Below are 22,365 nucleotides of genomic sequence, written 5' to 3'. Positions count from 1 at the left end.
TTTGCTACTCACTTCCCTCACGTTGAGTATCAGCTTCTACACGATATCCATCGGCACCATTAACAGCTATGTCATCCCGCAGATCGACAAGTCTCTGACCGCTGCCGCCCAGGATACCTATAAGAACCTGAATGCCACCAGTGCGCAGCAGACCCTGAACAAGAACGAGCAGGCCAGGACCAATGTCGAATTCTATTTGGAGGACAAGCGTAAAAAGCTGGATGTGGATACCCTCTTCCTCATCAACCTGAAGGATGGCCAGGCCACTGTTCTGACCGCAGATCACGGCGCCAAGCTCCAGCCGGATGAAGCCATCGAAGTATCGCCTGCCATGGAGCAGGCCTCCAAAGGAAAGACCGGACTTAGTGAAATTTATAGTGATAGCCATGGTATACATAAAAGTGCCTATGTTGGTGTTCCCGGAACAACCATGATTGTGGCCGCAAGCGCCGATATGGACTTCGTCAAAGACAAGATGAGCAGCATCCTGTGGACAAGCGCAGGAATTACCCTGCTGGCGCTGGTGGTAGGTGTCACTGCCGCAGGCTTCATGAGCCGCAGAATTACCCGCCCGATCACCAAGCTTGCCGCCTACAGCAACAAGCTGGCGGGAGGCGACTTCACTGAGGCGCTTACCCTGGGGGGTACCGATGAAGTCGGACAGCTCTCCGAGAGCTTCCGCATCATGAGCGAGCGGCTGAAGGAAATGATCGGGCATGTGCTGGATACCTCCGGGACAGTAGTCGCCGATTCCAATGATCTGAAGGCGCGTGTCCAGATCCTGAATGAGATGGCCGAACATTCGGCGGCCTCTGTGGAGGAGATCGGCAAGGGCAGCACTATGATTGCCGGCAGCGCAAGGGATAACTCCCGCGCCATGGATGAGATCAATATGGGCATCCAGCATATTGCCTCCGCCGCCGGTGAGGTCACCGAGCAGATCAGCGAGGCTTCCACCGAAGCCCAGAGCGGCAACGATATTGCCCAGAGTGCAGTGGAGCAGATGCGCCAGGTAGAGCAGGCCTCCGAACAGTCGCTGGAGCAGTTCCGCTTGATGAACGAACGCTCGCTGATGATCGGGGAGGTCGTGCAAGGCATTACCGAGATTACCAAGCAGATTCAGATGCTGTCGCTCAATGCTTCCATTGAAGCCGCCCGTGCGGGTGAGCATGGCCGGGGGTTCGCGGTCGTTGCCGGAGAAGTGCGCAAGCTTTCCGAGCAGTCCAAGGAATCCAATGAGCAGATCCGCGAGTTCTTGCTCAGTCTGCAGGAGGATATGAACCAATCTGTATCCGAAATGAACCATGTCAATGCTGAAGTGGCTTCCGGGATGAATAAGGTGGTCGAAGCCGGCCATGCCTTCAACCACCTGCTGATCCTCATTCAGAGCATCAATCACAGCATCCAGTCCGTCTCTGCGGCTACACAGCAGATCTCGGCAGGCACTGAGGAAGTCAGTGCCTCTGTAGAGGAAACAGCGCAGATTACCGCCAAGTCGCAGCAGAATGCAGACACGCTTGCCGATAATTCGGCACGCCAGCATGAGGAGCTGGAAGGCCACGCCCAGACCGTGGAGCATCTCTACCAGCAGGCTGTACAGCTGCAAAAGGCCGCTCAGCAGTTTAAGATTTAAGGCTGCCTCCGGAGCGTCCGGTCGCTAATTGCGGGAGCGTGATGCAGGATTTAGTTGTTTTCGGGTGAATTCTCTCTTTTCGGTAATTCCAGCTTTTTAAGTGAAAAAGCAGTTCCCGAGGCTCTGTGGCCTTTGGAACTGCTTTTTTTTGGAAAAGTGCCGGTTATTGTTCAGTGCCTGGGCGCCCATAAAATGACGGAGACCCCGATGACGCAGATACCGGCTCCGATCCAGTCGTAGAGATCCGGCGTCTTGCGGTCCACCAGCCAGCCCCACAGGACAGCCAGAATGATGAATACTCCGCCATAAGCAGCGTACACCCGGCCAAACGAAGGGAACTTCTGTAGAGTCGGTATTATACCATAGGCAATCAGGATAACCGAGCCTGCTAATCCATACCATAGCGGACGCGATTCCCGCAGCCAGAGCCAGACGAGATATCCGCCGCCGATCTCAGCGAGACCCGCTACGACAAACAGCAGCACTGCAAGCAGCATCGCTATTCTCCCCCTGCCGGCAGGCCCATGATTGCATATACAGCAGCCATATTCAGGTGGGACTCTACGGCATCTGCCAGCCGGTCGAATTCCTGCTCACGAAGCGCAGCGGCCGAGAAGGTCGCAGTTAGCGGTGCCAGTCCCTTGGATCTGCGCAGTCCGTTCAGCCAGCTCCGGCGCAGCCCGTCATTATGGAACAGCCCGTGCAGATAGCTGCCCCAGACTCTGCCGTCCCGGGTCCCCCACCCCTCCGGCACAGCCTGTCCTTCCGGTGTGGCTAGTGTAAACAGACTAAGAACGGAAGACGGATCATGGTTCGTTGTCGTTCCCATGTGGATCTCATACCCGGCAACAGGCAACTCCTCCGGTGTTGTGCCAGTAGCTGAGGCGCTTAACCGCAGGGGGTGATCCGCAGCCAGCCCGCCGCTCACACGCACCGTAGTTTTGTGCTGTAGAAAAGCCGTCGAGAGCGGCAGATACCCCAGCCCTTCACTCTCCCCCGGCTCCGCACTCTCTACGGCATGCGGATCAAGCAGCTTCAGGCCCAGCATCTGGTACCCGCCGCAGATTCCGGCAAGCTGCTGCGTGCCCTGCTCCAGCGCACGCCCGATGGCGGCCGGGAACCCCTGCTCCCGCAGGTATTGCAGATCAGCAGCCGTGTTCTTCGTGCCCGGCAGGATAATTACATCCGGTGTGCCCAGCTCATCGGCTGACTGTACGTAACGCACGGCAGCATCCGGTTCGTCCTCCAGCGGATCGAAGTCGGTGAAGTTGGAGATCCGCGGATAACGGATGACCGCGATATCAAGCTCCTTCGCGGAATCCTCCCGGTGGCGGCCGGACGTTCCGTCCAGTACTACGGAATCCTCTGCCTCGATCCGCAGCTGCGGCAGGAACGGCAGCACCCCCAGCACCGGAATGCCTGTGTGCTCCTCCAGCCAGTCCAGTCCGGGCTGCAGCAGAGAGACATCCCCGCGGAATTTATTGATGATGAAGCCCTTGACCCGGGCGCGTTCATGCGGCTCCAGCAGCGCAAGTGTGCCGACGATGAAGGCGAAGACCCCGCCCCGGTCAATGTCGGCGACCAGCAGCACCGGCGCATCCGCCCATCCGGCCAGGTTCATATTGACGATATCCCGGCTTTTGAGATTGATCTCCGCCGGACTGCCCGCGCCTTCCATCAGCACAATATCATAAGCCTCCCGCAGACGGCCCAGTGCATCCATTACGGTCCCTTTGGCTTCGGGCAGGAACTTCTCGCGGTATTCCCGCGCGCTGAGTGCCGCATGCGGCACCCCGTGCACGACGATCTGCGCGCTCATCTCCCCGGAGGGCTTCAGCAGAATCGGATTCATATCGCTGGTTGCCGTAATGCCGAAGGCTTCCGCCTGCATCCCCTGGGCGCGGCCGATTTCCTTCCCGTCCGCTGTGACATAGGAATTCAGCGCCATATTTTGCGACTTAAACGGGGCGGTACGGTAGCCGTCCCGGGTCATAATCCGCCCGATAGCGGCGGTAACCAGGCTTTTGCCGACATCGGAGGCGGTGCCCTGGATCATCAGCACCGCTCCAGTGGCAGCCCGGCCGGCTATTGGGTCTGCTGCGTATGTATCTTTCATGTTGATCCTCCTCGCTATTTGCTGCTGCCGGAGTTGACGGCGGGGCAGCATGGTGGGACTGGTGCGTTAGAGCTGGGTGCTTGCGGCTTGGCGGGCGCAGCACGGTAGGGCAGGGCGCGGGCGAGCCAGCAGGCGAGCCGCGCTACAGCAGGTTGTGCTGGACTAATACCAGCACAAGCAGGACCACCGTCTCCAGCAGCTCGCCGAGCGCGCCGTAGACATCGCCGGTGAGCCCGCCGAGCCGGCTGCCAATCCGCCGCGCCGCGAGCGTGCCGCAGGCTACCGCAGCCAGCGGCGCCAGGAGGGCCGCCGCAGCCAGCAGCGGCACGTCCCCGCTGCCCGCGCCCAGCGCCAGTGGCACAGCGGCAGCGGCCAGCGTCAGCAGCGCGGCGCTGAGGAACGCGCGCCGCTCCTGCCGGGCAGGCAGCCCGCCGAAGGTGGCGGCCAGCCCTTCATTGCCGCGGGCCAGGGGATAGCGGGCCATCGCCCGCACCATGTACCAGCGGCCCCAGACCGGCGGCAGCAAGAGCAGCGGCAGCAGGCTGAAGCTGCCGCCTTCGAGCCAGGCCGCCAGCAGCGAGGCCTTCAGCAGCAGGAGCAGCACGCAGGCCAGCACACCCATTGCACCGACACGGCTGTCCTTCATGATCTCCAGCATCCGCTCTCTGGAGCGGTAGCTGAGCAGCGCATCGGCGCTGTCCATCCAGCCGTCCAGATGCAGCCCGCCGGTCAGCCCCACCCACAGGATAAGGGTGACTACAGCGGCAGGCCAGGAAGGCAGCAACCAACTGGCTGCTGCGGCGCCAAGTGCGGTGCTAAGCCCGATGGCCGCACCCACGAGCGGATAATGGACCACGCTCGCACGCAGCAGCTCCGGCGAGAACTCTGCGCTGGTCCTGACCGGAAACCGCGTCAGGAACTGAAACGCAGCAGCGGCATTTCCCCGCATACTCACAGGAGATACTCCCGGCTTCTCAGCTCAACCGGGATTCCGGCGGTCACCAGAAATACCTGCCCGCACCGGGCAGCCAGCCGCGCGTTCATCCTCCCGGCTAAATCACGGTACAGCCGCCCCAGCGCATATTCAGGTACAATGCCGCCACCCACTTCATTCGTGACCAGAATCAGCGTTCCCTCGAAGCCGGAGACTGCCAGCTCCAATCCGGCAATTGCAGCCTCTACTAATTCTTGCCTGTCCTTCCGCTCTTCCACAGCCAGCAGCTGATTCGACAGCCAGAGCGTCAGGCAGTCCACCAGCACAGTCTGCCCGCTGCCGGAGAGGCGCTCCAGCAGCGCTGCGAGCTTAAGCGGCTCCTCCAGTGTCTCCCACCGGAAGCCGTCCGCCTGCCGCTGCTGCCGGTGTAAGGCAATCCGCGCCTCCATTTCCTCATCAAAAGCCTGTCCGGTCGCGACGTAGACAGCCTGCTGCGAGTCAGCCAGCTTGCGGGTCAGACGCTCGGCGAAGCCGCTTTTGCCGCTGCGGGCCCCGCCCGTGACCAGAATGCTCATACGCTCTCCGATCCGGAGACGCCTGCACTCTCGAAGGTCGCCATCTCCCGCATAATCCGGCAGACCGCTTCAATGAAATGCAGACACAGCGCGCCCCCGGTGCCTTCGCCCAGCCGCAGGCCCATATCCAGCAGCGCTTCCAGCCCAAGACGGTCCAGCATCAGCTTATGGCCCTGCTCACCGGAGACATGGGAAGCGATCATGTACGCTGTAGATTGCGGTGCCAGTGCCCGGGCGATCAGGGCTGCCGCCCCGGAGATGAAGCCGTCAAGAATAACCGGAATGCGCAGGGAGGCCGCTCCAAGAATCAGCCCGGCCAGCCCGGCGATCTCCAGCCCCCCGACCTTGGAGAGCACATCGATAGGATCTGCCGGATTCGGTTCATTCACCCGGAGGGCACGTTCGATCACCGAGATCTTGTGCTGCATCCGCGCATCGTCGATGCCTGTCCCCCTTCCAGCCGCTGTCTCTGCCGGAATCCCTTCCATTGCGCAGAGTACTGCCGCACTGGCTGTCGTATTCCCGATGCCCATCTCACCGGTAATCAAAATCTCCGTCCCGTTCTGCACCGCCTCCTGCGCCACATGAACTCCGGCCAGAATCGCGCGCAGCGCATCCTCGCGGCTCATGGCCGGGCCTGCTGCCATGTTGTCTGTGCCGCGGCGGACCTTGCGGTTAATCAGCTGCGGGTGGACGATATCGCCGTTGATCCCGATGTCCACGAACTGCACCTCTGCACCGCCCTGGCGGGCCAGCACATTCACGGCTGCTCCGCCGCTGAGGAAGTTATAGGCCATCTGTATGGTGACCTCCTGCGGAAAAGCGCTGACGCCTTCGCAGCAGACCCCATGGTCCGCAGCCATAACCACTACCGTTCGTTTGCCGTAGCAGGGCTGCTCGACTTTGGAGATTCCGGCCAGCCGGACAGCCAGCGCCTCCAACCGCCCGAGGCTTCCGGGCGGCTTGGTCAGACTGTTCAGGCGGAGTACGGCGCGCAGGGTCGCTTTTTCGTCAGGCGGAGCAATCCGTCCGGTTACTTCTTGAATGGCTGAGATCATTAGTAATGCCTCCTATATGATAGTGCGGAAGCGGACTCCCGCTGCAAGAATACATCTGTGTCTGCTGCTCTGGTTACGTTGAAGTTGTCCAACTGCCGTTGAAGCTTAAATTCGCAAGTGTTGCAGGCCATGCTACTCATTAGCGACTAGAGGAAGGGTATAGCCAGTCTGGAGTAAGATAAATTAGTCAAAGTGCCGCTGTGGAGGCGGCGCAGTGTACCAGCATGGAGCGTACAAGTATGCAGTGTGCGGGTGTAGGCGGGTGTGGTGGAGTGGTGCAGCGCATCGTAGGTTAAGATAGCTAAATTCAGGTGCACTAATGCTCCCCATTCGACCGTCGATCCCCTTTTCGCCAAAATCAGATGCACTAATGCTCCTCATTCGACCGTCGAACCCTATTTCGCCGAATTCAGGTGCACTAATGCTCCCCATTCGACCGCCGAACCCCATTTCGCTGAAATCAGGTGCACTTGTACATCTCAGTACTGTAGGATCAAAGGGATTTCTCTCTCTCATTCCCCCACCAGCCTGCATCGCGCCACAATTACCTGGTGGTTAGCTACCAGCAACCTCTCCGGCCGCCCAGCTGTCCCCCTGGCTGGCACAGCCCAAAAGCCCCCTGCAATAAAGTAGGGGGCTTTCTGATCCGGCGGCGGGCCGAGTGCCGTTATAATCTCCCTATTTCTTCCTGTTAGGATTATAGGGGATATGAAATCAACTTACAATTACATTTTTATCTGCTGCACTATGCAACATTGTCACCTTCATGAAGTCTTCCAGCCGCTCCAGCGCTTCGGTCAGCTTCGCCGTAGACGCGGCGTAGGAGCAGCGGATATAGCCTTCCCCGCAAGTTCCGAACACATGGCCCGGAACCACGGCAACACCAGCCTCCTTCAGCAGCCTCAGAGCGAACTCCTCTGATCCCATGCCTGTACGGGCGATTGAAGCGAAGGCATAGAAGGCCCCCTGCGGCATATGGCAGGACAACCCGGCGGCCCGCAGACCCTCCACCAGCAGCGAGCGGCGTTCTTTAAAGCACGCCTTCATCCGCTCCATATCCGGGAGCGCACTGCGCAGCGCCTCAACCGCAGCAATCTGTCCCGGCAGGGGTGCGCACATAGCGGTGTATTGATGGATTTTGAGCATAGCCGCGAGCAGTTCACGGTTCCCGCAGGCATAACCCACCCGCCAGCCCGTCATGGCAAAAGCCTTCGAGAACCCGCTGATCACCACTGTCCGCTCCTGCATCCCGGGCAGGGAAGCGATGCTTACATGCTTACTGTCGTAGGTCAGCTCGGCATAAATCTCATCGGAGATGACGATAAGGCCATGCTCCTTCACCACTTCAGCGATTGGCAGCCAGTCCTCGTAAGTCATAACCGCACCTGTAGGATTGTTTGGAAAATTAACCATCAGCAGCTTCGTCCGCGGTGTTACGGCCTTGCGCAGCGCTTCGGCAGTGAGCTTAAAGCCTCCCTCGGCCGTTGTCTCCACCGGTGCCAGCGTCCCGCCGTTCAGATAAGCGATAGGCGCATAGGCCACATAACCCGGAGAAGGGATCAGAATCTCGTCCCCGGGGGCCATGAAGGCGCGCAGCGCCAGGTCCAACGCTTCACTGCTTCCCACCGTGACCAGGATTTCATCCGCAGGATCGTAAGCCAATCCGAAGCCGGTCTGCATATAGCCGGATATCTCCTCCCGCAGCTCCGGCAGTCCGCTGTTCGAGGTATACCCGGTCTCTCCACGCTCCAGCGCACGGATGCAGGCAGCTCTTACCTGCTCGGGAGTAGCAAAGTCCGGCTCGCCCACCCCGAGTGATATAACATTGTTGTTACCCGCAGCCAGATCAAAAAAAGCCCGGATACCCGAAGGTGGAATCTCCTGTAAACGCGGATTAATGATCTGGCTGTGCATGGTACTGTTGCCTCTATCAAGAGGCAAGGCAGCATTGTCTCGTCTCATAGCGTTCATAACCGGACACCTCCGCTCTCTGCGTATTGGGCTTGCTGCGCTTCCTGGACTTGCTCCTTGCGCTTCAACATTGCATCCGCATCCCCAGCCGTCCCCTCGCCCTCCCGAGATGCACCTTGCAGCATCCCGCACTCCCGCAGTGATCCACTGATAATCTCATCCAGCAGGCTGCTGAAGTCCATACCGGCCGCCTCTGCACTCTGGGGCATCAGGCTGGTTGCCGTCATCCCGGGCAGGGTATTCACCTCCAGCACATAAGGGATGCCATTCTTCACCAGCATATCCACCCGTGCATACACTGCGCACTTGAGCGCCCGGTAGCAGGTTAATGCCGCCGTCCGCACCTGTTCCTGTAACGCATCCGGCAGCCGGATGATCCGTTCCTCAGCCCCGCCATGCTCGTATTTGGCATTATAATCGAACCAATCCGCACCCAGCGACTGAATCCCGATGACCGGCAGCATCTCTCCCCCCAGGATGGAGCAGGTAATCTCCTGCCCTGAGATGTAGCGTTCAATCAGTACCGCCCCCTCAGCAGCACAGGCAAAAGCCTTCTCCACCGCTCCCCGCAGCTCCTGCGGGTCATTCACTTTGGTCATGCCGATGCTTGATCCGCCAGAATTCGGCTTCACCATCACCGGATAACCAAGCCGTTCCACCGCTTCCGGGGCATAGTCGTCCATGCTGTCCCAGCACAGCCAGTCGGGTGTCGGAATGCTTTTGCTGCGGATGATTGTCTTGGCCAACCCTTTATCCATGCACAAGCTGCTTGCGAGCACCCCGCTCCCGGAATACGGAATGCCGAGTGTCTCCAGGGCTCCTTGCACCGTGCCGTCCTCTCCGTAAGTCCCATGTAGGGCGAGCAGAGCGAAGTCCAGATCCGCTGTCCCCTCCAGCAGCTCTTTGCGTGAGGTGATGTGTACCGGAATCCCTTTATATTTTGCCGGATCAAGCGCCTTCAGCATCTCTCTGCCGGTCTTCAGCGACACCTCATATTCGGACGATACCCCGCCCATAATCACACCTACTCTTAGCATATCCGCACCTCATTCTCCCATTAATGTTCGTGCTGTCTTACCTATAATGGCAATGCCCCGCACGATATCCGCATCCGCCACTCTGGAGAAGCCCAGCCGCAGCGTGTTCTGCCCCGCACCATCGGTGAAGAAGATATCTCCCGCCGTAAAAATAACCCCCTGCGCATGGCACGCCGCAAGCAATTCCCTTGTGCTGAAGCCCTCCGCGAACGTTACAAACAGATGTAGCCCGCCATCACCCGACAAAGAGGCATACGGAAGCTGCTCCTTGCAGCAGGCCAGGGTCAGCTCGTATTTGCGTTTATACTCCAGCCGGGCTTTTTTGAGATATTTCTCCAGATTGCCGCCCAGCAGGTATTGATACAATATGGACTGGTCGAGCGTCGAGGTATGAATGGTCCTTGCCCGCTTAACGCTCTCCAGATAATAGATCAGCTCCTGATCCGCCAGCACCCAGCCGACCCGCAGTCCGGGGAACAGCACCTTGGAAAAGCTGCCGAGATACACCACACCGTTCCCGCCGCCCGCCGCTGCAATTAACGGAGCCACATGGGCACCCGAATAACGCAGCTCCTCGTTGAACCCGTCCTCAATCACCGGCACGTTGTATTGCTGCACCAGCTTCATGAGACCTTGTCTTTTCTCGGGGGACATGACGATGCCGGTGGGGTTGTGATAGGAAGGGACCAGATACGCACAGTCATACTCCCGCTCCTTCAGCGCCCGCTCCAGCTCGCCCAGGTGGATGCCGTCCCGCTCCATCGTGATGCCGTGAATGCCGAAGCCGTGCAGCTTCAGATTTTTGATCGCTGTATGATGGGTCGGATTCTCGCAGAGGACCGCGCCGTGCCGCTTGCCGAGAGCCGACAGCACCAGGTCGAAGCCCTCCGTGAACCCGTTCGTAATCAGCAGATCCTTCCCGCTCAGATCCACGCCTTTATGCTCCATATATTGCTTAAGATAATCTATTAATGGCTTGTAGCCCTTGGCATATCCATAGTTCAGCAGAACATTGCCCTCTACGGACATCCGCTCAAGGAACGCTCTACGGACATGGTCCAGCTCGAAGAGACGCTCATCCGGGGCGATACTGGTAAAAGAAATCGTTCCCTTCTCCGCGCGTATCCCCCGCTTCATAATGTCCAGCTCCTCCGCGAGCAGCGCCTGGCCGCTGAGCCGCGCTTTCCAGTCCATCGTCCATGGCGCGGCCTCCTGGCCGCTGCGGGCCGCTGCGCCGGGGGAGACATAGCTGCCCTGGCCCTGTACCGTGTAGGCGAAGCCGTCATCTTCAAGCCCCTCATACGCTGAAATCACCGAGTTCCGGCTGACCTTCAGCAGGCTGCTGAGCTCGCGTGTCGAGGGCAGCTTCTGCCCGCCCTGGAGCGCGCTTTTGATGATGAGATGCTTCATATAATCCTTCACCTGGATCGATACCGGACGCCCGGCAATGAGCTTGAAATCCTTAAACATCCTGTGATCGCCTCCATAGCTATCATGGCACAGTCGCTGCCGTAAAAAAAGAACCACAGCCCCGGGATTTTCTGCCGGGTGTGGTTCTGAGGGGTGATGAGGGGCGGGAATGTGGTGCTAATGGCGCTTATACGCTTCTCCTCCGCCTGCCGGTAACGGGAATACCTGATGTGAGGCTGCAGGCTCTCGGGGACCAGACTTGCCATCTATGCTGCTACAAGTGTCCTCCGTGAACGGAAATACCTAATGTGGGCGGACACAAATGGGTTGCGATTATAGAGTATGCCCGAGACACCATTTAGACGCTCCCCTGGGTGTTCTGTTGTATTTTGTACAATCAGATAAGCGTATATTAGCGTTTTTTCGTGTTCTGCTGCATTATGTACATTAGAAATTTGGATTTCGCCCGTTATGAGGCCAATTGCTGATCATCAGTTGCACGAAATACAGCAGAACGGGTTTTGGTGCATTTTTCAGACCAATCTGATGTACAAAGTGCAATCACCTGTTGGCGTTTGGGCGTAATCATCAGTATTTGGGTTAGTGCTGGCGTATCACTAGAGTAATCAGCATTTTCCATTAATGTGTTCATCAGCGTTAGCGTTAGCGGTTGCGCCATCGTTCATCCGTTTCACCCGTCAACATTCCCCGCTGCCATGTGCCAGCTTCCTCCATCCCTCCGCAGGCGCAGAACCGTAACCTCACCTGGAGCCGGTGCCGCTGCGGTATAGAAGGTCACGCCTCCGATCATCCGTGCCAGCAGCTGCCGGATGACGCCGCCATGGGTTACCAGTAATATACGGGTTACTGCGGGAGCCTCCGCCTCCTGCTGAAGCTCCGTCCAGAAATGATCGATACGGGCGGCGAATTGTGCCCACGCCTCCCCTCCCGGCGTTGTTGCCGCCTCCGGGTTGTCAATCCAGCTCCGGTACAACGGGTTATCCTTCAGTTGCTCATAGGTGCAGCCTTCCCACGCTCCAAAGTCCATCTCCCGCAGCCGGGCATCATAGACTGCCTGCGGCTTCAGATGCGGAACCAAGGCTGCCAGAGTCTCCCGGCATCTACGCAGGTCGCTGCAATAGACGCGGCGGAATTCCCCGGTAAGCGGCACTTGTGTCCGCAACTGCTGCAACCGCTCCGTCTCCCCTGGTGCAAGCGGTACATCGGTCCTCCCCAAATAACGGTGTTCCTTATTCCATTGCGTGTAGCCGTGACGGACTAACACCAGTTCCAGCTCCGGTTGATCAGGTTGAGCCAGTGGTGACCGGGTGCTCTGCAACTTTGGAGCTACCTGCGCTTCCCGAGTTTCCTGCATATTCTTAGCTTTCTGAGCTTCCTGGGCTTCCTGGACAGCCGGAGAAGAATCCTCCGCGCGCCCTGCTTGAACCTTCTCCATTCCGCTCAGCCCCCCATCCCGTGCCAGAGCAGGGAAACAGCTGCACAGATGCAGACAAATATAGCCGAAGCCCACATCATCAACCGCGAGGTTACGATAATATCACCCGGCTCCATCGTCCGCAGCGGATCACCCATGTAAGCGCGGAAGGAAGTGACTCCATGGTACACATTCTCCCCGCCGAGCCGGATGCCTAGTGCTCCGGCCACTGCAGATTCCGGGTAACCGCTGTTCGGGCTGGGATGCAGGCGGGCATCCCGGCGCACCGTGCGCCAGCATCTCCGCCAGTCCAGCCGCAGAAGTGCAGCACATAAGGTTAAGAGCAGCGCGGTCATCCGCGCCGGTATGTAGTTGGCGACATCATCCAGGCGGGCCGATGCCCAGCCGAGGTCGCGGTATTTATCGTTCTTGTAGCCGACCATGGAATCCAGCGTGTTCACCGCCCGGTAGGCCATGGCCAGCGGCGCTCCGCCCAGCAGGGCGAAGAACAGCGGCGAGATGATCGCATCGACGATATTCTCCGCCACCGTCTCGACCGTGCCGCGCACAATCTCCGGGCTGTCGAGGTGAGCTGTATCCCGGCCGACAATCATCCCCAGCGCCCGGCGGGCGGCGGGGATATCTCCCTTACGCAGCTCGGCGTATACGGCCATGCCTGCGTCCTTCAGTCCTTTGGAGGCGATGGTAGTCGAGATCAGCCATATCTCGGCAATCCCAGCCAGCCAGGGAGACAGGCGGGCGAGCAGCATGACAAGCAGCGCAGTCAATCCCCATGCACCGCCCGCCACCACCAGCGGCAGGAGAATCCCCACCCGCTTCAGGGCATGACGGGTGCCGGCGAAGCGGCGGATCAGCCGCTCAACCGCAGTAATTGCCATCCCGATGTAAATAACCGGATGGGGCAGGTTGCGCGGATCGCCGATCACCCGGTCAACAATATAGGCAGAGAGCAGGATGATTGCAAGCTTCAACTTGGTTCACCCCGCCGCTGTGTATAGCAGTCCGTGTTCGTCATTCCCGGCCGCCGTTCTTAGAGATACGGGGCTGAACAGGCTGTGGCGCTTCCGCGTGTACTCCGAGCGCAGCCTGCGATTCTTCCACTTGTACTCCGCGTGCAGCCTGTGATCCTTCCGCTTCTACTCCGTGCGCAGCCTGTGAGCCTTCCGCTTCTACTCCGTCCGCAGCCTGCGATTCTTCCGCTTGTACTCCGTGCGCAACCTGTGAGCCTTCCGCTTCTACTCCGTCCGCAGCCTGCGATCCTTCCGCTTGTACTCCGTCCGCAACCTGCGATCCTTCCACTTGTACTCCGTGTGCAGCCTGTGATTCTTCCGCGCGTGCTCTGCTCGCGGATTGCGCTGCCTTCACTGAACGCAGGCTCTCCGTCACCGCGCTGTACACCAGTCTGCCGATGGCTCCGCCGAGGTCGGTCGCCGTCCCGGCATACACATGCTCCGCAGCGTAACCGCGGCTTCCGCTCACCGCAAGCACAATAGCATCCGTAGTCGTCCCGGTGGCAATGAGACCATTCTCGGCATCCATGACACCAAGATCCGCCAGCGCCGCCGCCTTCGCTTCTGTTGCCGTCATGACAGCGTTGACCATAGCTGACTGGGACAGCCAGCCGTTGATGCCGAGCATGATGTTGATCGTCCCCGGACGGTAGGCCGCCAGCACGCTGCGCTCTGACCCGGCCCGGGCAGCGTTGCCTGCTGCTGCGGTTACGCAGCAGACAATCCCCGCTGAGCCTATATCTTCTTCAGCTACGGCAGCGTGTTCCAGCGGGACCGCCGTCATCAGCCCGGCGCAGCCCTCCAGCGGATAGCCCCATTCCAGCAGCTTATTCTTCATATCCTCTACCGGATTGCTGCATTCATAGTCCCGGCTGACGTATTGGTTCACCGCCCGTTGTAAGCGCCCCGCTCCTCCGCCATATACCGCACTTGATATACTATCCGCTTCGGACGGCAGCTCAAGCAGCAAATGGCCTTCCCGCCATTCCAACACCAGCCCGGGCCACACCTTACTGCGGTATGCCTTCACTCCACCGGCAAGATTAAAAGGCAGCTTCACTTGTATTACTTCCATTTTGCATCGTCTCCTTCACCCAGTAACTCTGTTTCTAGTTCCATTCCTTGACGCCAACGCTGCTTAAGCCAAGCTCGTGCTGTTCCCGCCTTCTGTATTCGCCTAATTCTAGCCGTGTACACTTTTCTATGCTGTATAAGTTCCACAGAATGTTTTTTTAGTGGTTTGCATTCTCTTGCTTACATAAGAAGTCAATCCGCGAGAGAATCGAGCTTACACTTCCGTTTGAACCCGGCTACCTTCTTCCCCTTATAGCCCCGCCCGAAGCAGCTCCCCCATCTGCCGCAGCAGACGGTCATTGTCCGCGCGGCCCTTGACCGCGACGCGGATATGCCCCGGCTCAAGCCCGGGGTACATCGCGCAGCTGCGGACGAGGATGCCGCCCGCACCCAGCCGCTGCTGCATCTCCTGCGCGCTCCACGGAGCGGGCAGCCGCAGCAGCAGGAAGTTCGCTTCGCCTGGCGGCACGCCGCAGCCGAGCTTAAGCAGGCCCTCCCGCAGCCGCTGCCGCTCGGCTGCGATCAGCGCGCGCGTCTCCTGCCCGTAGCCCTCGCCGCAGCGCAGGCAGGCTTCCCCGGCCAGCAGCGCCAGGCCGTTCACGCTCCAGGTCACCTGCTTGCCGGTCATGGCCGCGGCAAGCGCCGGATGCGCGGCGGTGAAGCCCAGCCGCAGCCCCGGAATGGCAAAGAACTTCGTCATCGAGCGCACCAGCACCGTATGACGGTAAGCCCCAAGCTCCGGCAGCAGGGATTGCCGGTCCGCCTCGGGGATGAAGTCGATGAACGCTTCATCCACCGCAAGCACCGTCCCGCAGGCCTCCGCCTGCTGCGCGAGCTGCCGCAGCGCGTCCAGCGGATACTGGACGCCGTTCGGGTTGTTCGGCTGGCCGAGGAACAGCAGATCGACCTGCTCCAGCAGGCCGGATATAGCGTCCAGGGACGCCCGGTAGTCCTCTTTGGCTGTCCCCTGAACAGACAAGACCTCCGCGCCGAACTGCTCCGCGAGCTGGCGGTACTCGGAGAAGCACGGCTCGACGATGCCCACCCGGCGCGGCGCTACCGCCAGCAGCAGCAGCGCCATCGACTCTGCCGCCCCGTTCGCCACGGTAATCCACTCCGTGCCGAGGCCCAGGTCCTCCGCCAGCAGTGCCTTCAGCCTGCGGTGCCCCGGATCGGGGTAGGCGGTGATTGCAGAGACCGCATCCCGCAGCAGTGCCAGCACACCCGGCGGCGGACCCAGCGGGTTAATATTGGCGCTGAAGTCCAGGAACCCGGCGCTGCTCTCCCCATATAGCTCGGCAGCGGTCAGCAGATCACCGCCGTGACCGTATTTTTCAAGCATATGTATATCCTCCGTGTCCATATTTTTCAAGCATACTTATATCCTCCCTGTCCATATTTCCCCATCATACATATCCTCCCTGTCCACACTATTCATAATCTATCAATGCTATGTCATGTACTTGACTTCAATATAAGTCTCACTAACTAACTTCACTAACCAACAGCTCTATCGCCGTTCTCCCAATTATTGGCCGATTGCAGGAAATCCGTCAATGCTATATCGCCCGCTTCCCTGCTGGAGGCCGATAATCAACAAGATTATCCCTCAAACCCTGCTGCAACTGCCCTACGCGTAATCCCTAACTGCACTCTGTACAACTAAAGTGAGCGAAATTAACCATTCAGGCGTTTTAATTGCATTTTTGCAGCTAAAAACCGCCTTTTTGCAAAAACCAGCCATTCCCTGCCCAACTATTGTACAAAATGCAGTTAAGCCGCCCGGACGGAGAATTCTCCATTTTATAATTGTATGAAATACATCTAACCGCTAACTAACTGCTGGCTGCTTTACGCACCTCATCTGCTTAATCTCTCCCGCCAACTTATCTACTCTACTCCCTCTCCCACTAATTATTTACTCTACTCCTTCTCCCGCCACCTATCTACTCTACTCCCTCCCCCACCGACCCTTCAGCTTCCACCCACCCCTCCACCCGCCATTCCCGTCGCTTTTGTAGAAATCTCTCTTTTAGTTTAGAATAAGTACAGCAGTTTACTATGGTCACGCGGAGGAATCACGAATGCTTTTTATCGATAATACCGGAATTACAGACGCATCGATCAATCTGGCCATTGAGGAATTTGCGCTCAAAAACCTGCCGATGGACGAGAGCTACCTGCTCTTCTATATCAACAGCCCGTCGATCATTATCGGCAAGCACCAGAATACGATCGAGGAGATCAACCAGGAGTACGTGAAGGAGCATAACATCCAGGTCGTACGGCGGTTGTCCGGCGGCGGCGCGGTGTATCATGATCTCGGCAATCTCAACTTCAGCTTCATTACCAAGGATGACGGCCAGTCCTTCCATAATTTCCTCAAATTCACGCAGCCGGTCATCGACTATCTGCAGTCTATGGGTGTGAACGCCGAGCTGAGCGGACGCAATGATCTTCAGGTCGGGGAGCAGAAAATCTCCGGCAACGCCCAGTTCTCCACACGCGGACGCATGTTCAGCCACGGCACCCTGATGTTCGATCTGAATCTGGATGATGTCCAGGCTTCCCTGAACGTGAATCCCGAGAAGTTCAAATCGAAGAGCACCAAGTCCGTCCGCAGCCGGGTCGCCAATATTAAGGAGCTGCTGGGCAATCCCGATCTGACGATCGAACAATTCCGTGAGGGTCTGCTGCGCTCGATCTTCGGGATGGAGGCCGCTGAGGTGCCGCAGTACAAGCTGACCATGGACGACTGGGTGCGGATCAATGAAATCTCCAAGGAACATTACCAGAACTGGGACTGGAACTACGGTCTCTCGCCGAAAAGCAATGTCAAACACACCCGCAAATTCCCGGCAGGCCTCGTGGATATCCGCATGGATATTGAAGATTCGGTCATCCGGGAGATCAAAATCTACGGGGACTTCTTCGGTGTAGGCGATGTGGCAGATGTGGAGAACGCGCTGCGCGGCAAGCGATATGAGGAAGCCGAGGTCCGTCAGGCGCTGGCTGATCTCGATCTGAAGCATTACTTCGGCCGCATTGAGCCGGAGGACTTCATCGGACTCGTGTTTCTGGAGGAATAGCTTAAAAGAACCCCGCTAACCTGCCGCATCCTGCGCAGAGCTAGTGGGGTTCTTTGTCTTGGTGTGCTTGAGGGTTATTGGGTGTTGTTGCTATACAAGCACAAACGCATACACAACCAGCGCCAGCGTAAGCATCACGCATACCTTCTCCACCGCATGGCCCTTCTTCGTGCCGGTGCTCATCAGCTTCAGCCGCAGCTTCAGCGGAATGGGCGGCAGCGGGGTGATCCCGCGCTGGGTCAGGGAATCAGCGAGCAGATGCAGCCCGTAGGACAGGCTTCCGGCAATCCACAGACTGCCGCCGTCATTCATGTCAAGGGAGACGAAGTACAGCAGCGCACCCCATCCGGCAACGGCATACAGCGTATGTGTGATTCCCCTGTGCGGAACTACCGAGGCTACGACCAGGATACAGGCGGCGATATAGTTCCATGGATCATAGGCATCGGCAAAAGCGAACAAGCCCAGCGCAATCAGCAGCATCACCAGATGCCGCAGCCTGCGGCTTGGCAGGAAGGATACGCTGCCGACCAGCAGCGCCAGTGCGATATTCCAGGGCGGCTCCGCTATCCCGGCAAAATAAAGATAAATGCCTGCTCCGATCAGCGCGACCTGCAGGATACGCAGCAAAAACTCCGGCACGGCCTTGCGTACCAGCATGGAATTCGGCTCGTCGATATCGGGCAGCAGCGAGCTGACCACGGCAACGGCGACAGCCGGAAGGGTGATCGCATGCCCCAGCAAGCTCATGGCGGACAGGGTAACCCCGGTGCTGATAACTAAATGGGATTTGCCCATCATGGTGAATCCGCTCCTTCAGATGAGAGTATAATGATTCTGGATGCCTCGAAATAAGAACAGGTGTGCGGTTACCGAAGTATACCAAGGCTTTCCTTTTTTGTCCAGACTATAATCGCCGGCCGGGCCAAGCCCATTGGTCTCCTGCTGGAAACAGCGCAGCTCCGGCTTGTCGTGCCACCCGATTTAGGATACAATTTGGACAACTCAACCGCTCCACCGTGCCTCCGGGACACAGGCGGAGGGCAGAGCCGGAATCCTCGGACCCTTTTACCAGACATAACGTTATTCCGTTCCATTGCTACAGACAGAGAGCCGTGCTTCCGTCACCCTTCCTATAGAAGCTTCAGCGGACAGCCGGACTACAACCTACCCTTAGGAGAGAACCCACATGTACAAATTGATTGCCATTGATATTGACGACACCCTGATTAATGACGATAAGGAAGTCACGCCAGCCACGCAAACTGCGCTGGAGCAGGCTGTAGCCGCAGGCGTGGTAGTCACCCTCGCTACCGGACGCGCTTATGCTTCCGCCCAGGCGATTGCCCGTCAGACCGGACTGAATGTGCCGATCATCACTTATCAGGGGGCGCTGGTGAAGAACCTGCTCGATGAAGAGGTACTCTATGAGCGTTATGTGCCGCAGGACGCGGTGCGCAAGCTTTTCCAGTATTGTGTAGAGCATGATCTGCACCTCCAGACTTACATTGACGACAAGCTGTACGCCCGGGAAGAGAACCAGAAGCTGATTGACTACTCGACTCTGAACGGAACACAGTACTATATCGAGCCGGACTGGGAAGCCAAGCTGGTCCCGCAAAAAACACCAAAAATGCTCATTATCGACGATCCCGATTTCCTCGATGAGCTGTCCCCGATCCTGCGCAGCCTGCTCGGCGATTCGGTTCATATTACGAAGTCCAAGCCGCATTTCCTGGAGATTATGCATCATGAAGGCACCAAGGGGCTGGCGCTGGAATTCCTGGCCGCACACTTTGGCTGCGAGCTGTCCGAGACGATGGCTGTCGGCGATTCCTGGAACGATCATGAGATGCTTGAAGCTGCGGGTCTTGGTGTGGCGATGGCGAATGCCATTCCTGCGCTTAAGGAAATTGCCGATTTCGTTACCCTCAGCAACAATGAGGACGGCGTGAAGTACGCCATTGATAAATTCATTCTTAACGCAGGCCAAGAAGTATAAGTGATCCTTACACAAAAGGGTGGCAGCCCGCAGTTCATTCAACCATTGAACTGCGGTGCGCCACCCATTTATAATTGTATAACTCGGGAAGAAAGGAAGATCCTTCATGGAAGAGATATCAAATGAGGAACAACTGCAATCCATAGCTTCTATGCAATCGACCATCCGTAAGCTTGAGAGCGCCTTAACCCAGATGACGCACAGCGGCTCCAATACGACTCTGGTTCAGAAACGCTTGAATGCCATGCACATCGGGTTAGCTGTGCTGGAGAACGTCTGGAATCAGAAGCCGCTCTCTTATCCCCCTGCCGAGCTGGCAGAAGCCCGCCATGTTCTGCTCGGGTTAACCCCATCCGTAGAATCCAGTTACGCCAAGTCTAAGGCTGGCAGTCCACAGCGGACGCTTTTGGCAAGAAGACTCAAGGCACTGGGACTGGTCATCCAGGCAATAGACACTCTCTAGCAGGCTAGGCTATAGGGGTTAACAATTCCTCCTCCGCCTCCTGCTCCAGCTGGGAATGATACAGATCCGAGTACCGTCCTTCTGCCGCGAGCAGCTCCTCATGCCCGCCCCGCTCAACAATCTCCCCGTTCTCCATCACCAGGATGACATCGGCATTCTGGATCGTGGAGAGCCGGTGGGCGATCACAAGTGTAGTCTTATCCTTCATGAGCTTACGGATGGCCTGCTGGACCATTCGCTCCGACTCATTGTCGAGGGCCGCCGTAGCTTCATCCAGCAGCAGAATCGGCGCATTCTTCAGCATTGCCCGGGCAATGGACAGACGCTGTCTCTGCCCGCCGGACAACCGGGAGCCATGCTCGCCGATATCCGTATGTATGCCTTCCGGCAGCTCCGTCACGAACTCATACGCATTCGCCTGCCGCAGCGCCTCGACAATCTCTTCGTCTGACGCACCGGGCTTGCCGCTCTCAATATTGTCCCGGATGCTGCCGGAATACAGGCCCGACTCCTGAGGCACATAGGCGAAATAGCTGCGCAGCTCGGCAAGCGGTATTCCGCTAATTGGGCGGCCGTTGATCGCAACCTCACCCGCACCCGGCTGATAGAACCCAAGCAGCAGCTTGAACAGGGTGGATTTCCCGCCGCCGCTCGGCCCTACCACGGCCATTTGCTGTCCGCGCGTTAGCTCCAGACTGACCTGGTTCAGGCTCTGCTTCTCACTGCCCGGATAACCAAATGACACCTCTGCGAGCCGAAGCTCCCCGAACCCCGGCAGATCCGCCCGGATCTCAGGCAACACTGCAACCTCGGCAGGAGCATCCATCACCTCGAAGATCCGCTCTGCCGCACCCAGCGACTGCTGCATGGAAGCGACCAGGCCCGGCAGGGACGAGAACGGCCCAACCAGATAATTCATCAACTGAATGAAGGCGATCATCGCCCCGACCTCAAGTCTTCCATTCGCCACGAACCATCCGGCAATCACCAGAGCCAGCAGGAAGGTCAGATTCCCCAGCAAGGAGGAGATTGCTCCGGTTGCTCCTTCGATTCTCGCTTTCTTTTTCTCCCCTGAAGCAATGTCTTCACTGTAGCCCGCATATTGCTTCTGCAGCCTGCGCTCCATCGAGAAGGCTTTGAACACCATGCTGCTGCCCAGGATATCGTTCAGAAAAGCCGTCGTCCGGCTCATTCTTTCCTGCACCCGCACACTGTTGATGCGCATCGCATTGCCGAAGATTTTACCGGTCAGGAACAGCAGCGGCCCGACGGACAGGCAGATCAGCGCCAGCAACCAGTTAATATAGAGCAGATAAGCAAAGGAGGCGATAGCCAGCAGCGGGTTGCGCAGCAGATCCAGCATCACCTGCCCGCAGGCTTCCCCCACCGACTGATTGTCATTCGTGAACCGGGACAACAAATCACCGGAATGATTGCGGTCGAAATAAGACTGCGGCAAGGCCAGCGTATGTCCCATCATGTCCTGGCGCAGTTCATTTCTGATTTTGGCCGATATATTGGTCTTGAGATACACGCTGACGAAGGTATTAAATCCCGCGACCACTAAGAATAGAATCCCGAACCAGGCAAGTCCCTTGAATGCCTCCACATCCAGCCGGACAGCCGCATCCGTAATCCGGGCAAGGAACCAGGCCATCGTAAGATCGAGTACAATACTGAATAACGTTACCAAGAGCAATACGGCATAAATCAGCTTATGTCTAAGCATGTATGTACTTAATCTGGCAAAAGCACCTTTCTTCTTCACATCACCAGCTCCTCTTTAGAATTCCGCACCCGCAGCATTAGCAATTTATTCCTCTAACCGACTGGCAGATCGTTATAGTATAGTACCTCCTTCCCTATTTGAAAATAAAGAAATATACGCATCATATTCATAAAACTGGAAGCCGGCCCCGTCGTGGACTCCCTCTCTGCGGCTCCGATGGCTCTAGTTTACTAGACCCCAGGCAAGGGACACAGCGGCGGAGGGCGGATTCCTATGTCGGTCTTGGGGCTGAAAAGCATAATAAAAACTCCCCATACAGCAGCAGTAATCAAACCTGTCTACTCTATGAGGAGCGTATTTCAAATCGATATGGCTGTGCGTGAATCGTCGGATGACAAGGAGTATAAACTTCTGTCATGGTGACGGACCGGCTTTATTTCTCCCAAAGCTCAACCAGCCGCCCGTCAGGATCTGTAATCCAAACAAATTGTCCGAATTCGCTACTCTCTTTGTTCTTGGCAAGCGGTACGCCTATCTGCTCCAGATGCTTGATAACCTCGTCCAGATCATGGACCTGGAAATTCAACATCACCTGTTGCTCTGCCGGGAAATAAGAGTCCTGCTCAGTGAAGAAGGACAAGATGGTCTCATTGCCTGACCCGGGTCTGATTACAGTCCCGTTCCAACTGTCGATTTCAAGCTTCAGCGCCTCACTGTACCATTTCTTCACCGCTTCAAGATTTCTGGTTCTCCAGAAAACGCCTCCGAAACCTTTGATCATTACAACCAGCTCCTCTCAGGAATCCAA

At 57.7% G+C, this 22,365-nt stretch carries 20 protein-coding genes; 4 read left to right on the top strand and 16 right to left on the bottom strand.

The genetic code is table 11. The features are described from left to right. Positions 1 to 22 precede the first annotated feature (22 nt). Positions 23 to 1,633, top strand: coding sequence for a methyl-accepting chemotaxis protein (locus MHH28_RS28960; protein WP_405108263.1), 1,611 nt, complete (start codon positions 23 to 25; stop codon positions 1,631 to 1,633). Positions 1,634 to 1,803: 170 nt separating this feature from the next. Here the strand turns inward: MHH28_RS28960 and MHH28_RS28955 are convergent, their stop codons facing one another. The 13 genes from MHH28_RS28955 to cobD form a co-directional block, all read right to left on the bottom strand. Next, complete coding sequence (locus tag MHH28_RS28955; RefSeq protein WP_405108260.1) at positions 1,804 to 2,130, bottom strand: YnfA family protein; 327 nt, start codon at positions 2,128 to 2,130, stop codon at positions 1,804 to 1,806. Between the two features lie 2 nt (positions 2,131 to 2,132). After that, on the bottom strand, positions 2,133 to 3,749 hold the full coding sequence (locus tag MHH28_RS28950) for a cobyric acid synthase (protein ID WP_405108257.1): 1,617 nt from the start codon (positions 3,747 to 3,749) through the stop codon (positions 2,133 to 2,135). Between the two features lie 142 nt (positions 3,750 to 3,891). After that, positions 3,892 to 4,698, bottom strand: coding sequence for an adenosylcobinamide-GDP ribazoletransferase (gene cobS, locus MHH28_RS28945; RefSeq protein ID WP_405117304.1), 807 nt, complete (start codon positions 4,696 to 4,698; stop codon positions 3,892 to 3,894). Positions 4,699 to 4,700: 2 nt separating this feature from the next. Beyond that, positions 4,701 to 5,258, bottom strand: coding sequence for a bifunctional adenosylcobinamide kinase/adenosylcobinamide-phosphate guanylyltransferase (gene cobU / locus MHH28_RS28940; RefSeq protein WP_405108254.1), 558 nt, complete (start codon positions 5,256 to 5,258; stop codon positions 4,701 to 4,703). Further along, positions 5,255 to 6,316, bottom strand: a complete 1,062-nt coding sequence (gene cobT, locus MHH28_RS28935) for a nicotinate-nucleotide--dimethylbenzimidazole phosphoribosyltransferase (RefSeq protein WP_405108251.1) — start codon at positions 6,314 to 6,316, stop codon at positions 5,255 to 5,257. The genes cobU and cobT overlap by 4 nt, the downstream gene beginning before the upstream one ends. Positions 6,317 to 7,030: 714 nt before the next feature. Continuing rightward, complete coding sequence (locus MHH28_RS28930; RefSeq protein ID WP_405117303.1) at positions 7,031 to 8,278, bottom strand: pyridoxal phosphate-dependent aminotransferase; 1,248 nt, start codon at positions 8,276 to 8,278, stop codon at positions 7,031 to 7,033. 5 nt (positions 8,279 to 8,283) lie between these two features. Then, a complete protein-coding gene (locus tag MHH28_RS28925; RefSeq protein WP_405108248.1) occupies positions 8,284 to 9,324 on the bottom strand; it encodes a D-alanine--D-alanine ligase in 1,041 nt (346 codons plus the stop codon). A gap of 9 nt (positions 9,325 to 9,333) precedes the next feature. After that, entirely contained in the window at positions 9,334 to 10,794 is a 1,461-nt protein-coding gene (locus MHH28_RS28920) for a PLP-dependent aminotransferase family protein (protein WP_405108245.1), read from the bottom strand. 409 nt (positions 10,795 to 11,203) lie between these two features. After that, a complete protein-coding gene (locus tag MHH28_RS28915) occupies positions 11,204 to 11,413 on the bottom strand; it encodes a hypothetical protein (RefSeq protein ID WP_405108242.1) in 210 nt (69 codons plus the stop codon). A gap of 12 nt (positions 11,414 to 11,425) precedes the next feature. Then, on the bottom strand, positions 11,426 to 12,190 hold the full coding sequence (locus tag MHH28_RS28910; protein ID WP_405108239.1) for a histidine phosphatase family protein: 765 nt from the start codon (positions 12,188 to 12,190) through the stop codon (positions 11,426 to 11,428). Positions 12,191 to 12,195: 5 nt separating this feature from the next. Next, a complete protein-coding gene (gene cbiB, locus MHH28_RS28905) occupies positions 12,196 to 13,161 on the bottom strand; it encodes an adenosylcobinamide-phosphate synthase CbiB (protein WP_405108236.1) in 966 nt (321 codons plus the stop codon). Positions 13,162 to 13,201: 40 nt separating this feature from the next. After that, on the bottom strand, positions 13,202 to 14,275 hold the full coding sequence (locus MHH28_RS28900; RefSeq protein ID WP_405108232.1) for an adenosylcobinamide amidohydrolase: 1,074 nt from the start codon (positions 14,273 to 14,275) through the stop codon (positions 13,202 to 13,204). Between the two features lie 249 nt (positions 14,276 to 14,524). Next, on the bottom strand, positions 14,525 to 15,616 hold the full coding sequence (gene cobD / locus MHH28_RS28895) for a threonine-phosphate decarboxylase CobD (protein WP_405108229.1): 1,092 nt from the start codon (positions 15,614 to 15,616) through the stop codon (positions 14,525 to 14,527). A 742-nt stretch (positions 15,617 to 16,358) separates the two neighbouring features. Between cobD and MHH28_RS28890 the strand changes: the two genes are divergently transcribed. Next, positions 16,359 to 17,363 carry a lipoate--protein ligase gene (locus MHH28_RS28890; RefSeq protein ID WP_405108226.1) on the top strand — a complete coding sequence of 335 codons (1,005 nt, stop codon included), beginning with the start codon at positions 16,359 to 16,361 and terminating at the stop codon, positions 17,361 to 17,363. A gap of 90 nt (positions 17,364 to 17,453) precedes the next feature. Here the strand turns inward: MHH28_RS28890 and MHH28_RS28885 are convergent, their stop codons facing one another. Continuing rightward, the gene (locus MHH28_RS28885; RefSeq protein ID WP_405108223.1) at positions 17,454 to 18,164 is read right to left on the bottom strand and encodes a metal-dependent hydrolase; all 711 of its coding nucleotides are present in this window, start codon (positions 18,162 to 18,164) and stop codon (positions 17,454 to 17,456) included. Positions 18,165 to 18,552: 388 nt separating this feature from the next. Here MHH28_RS28885 and MHH28_RS28880 point away from each other — a divergent pair, with 388 nt between their 5' ends. Next, complete coding sequence (locus tag MHH28_RS28880; RefSeq protein WP_405108220.1) at positions 18,553 to 19,365, top strand: Cof-type HAD-IIB family hydrolase; 813 nt, start codon at positions 18,553 to 18,555, stop codon at positions 19,363 to 19,365. Positions 19,366 to 19,471: 106 nt separating this feature from the next. Next, positions 19,472 to 19,828, top strand: coding sequence for a hypothetical protein (locus MHH28_RS28875; protein WP_405108217.1), 357 nt, complete (start codon positions 19,472 to 19,474; stop codon positions 19,826 to 19,828). Between the two features lie 4 nt (positions 19,829 to 19,832). Here MHH28_RS28875 and MHH28_RS28870 read toward each other — a convergent pair whose 3' ends face one another. Then, a complete protein-coding gene (locus MHH28_RS28870) occupies positions 19,833 to 21,596 on the bottom strand; it encodes an ABC transporter ATP-binding protein (protein WP_405108215.1) in 1,764 nt (587 codons plus the stop codon). A gap of 394 nt (positions 21,597 to 21,990) precedes the next feature. Continuing rightward, entirely contained in the window at positions 21,991 to 22,338 is a 348-nt protein-coding gene (locus tag MHH28_RS28865) for a VOC family protein (protein ID WP_405108212.1), read from the bottom strand. Positions 22,339 to 22,365 lie beyond the last annotated feature (27 nt).

This window comes from Paenibacillus sp. FSL K6-1217 (assembly GCF_045040735.1).
GTDB lineage: Bacteria > Bacillota > Bacilli > Paenibacillales > Paenibacillaceae > Paenibacillus_AQ.
Note: the sequence above shows the minus strand (reverse complement) of the source record. Positions and strands in the feature narration are given on the sequence as shown.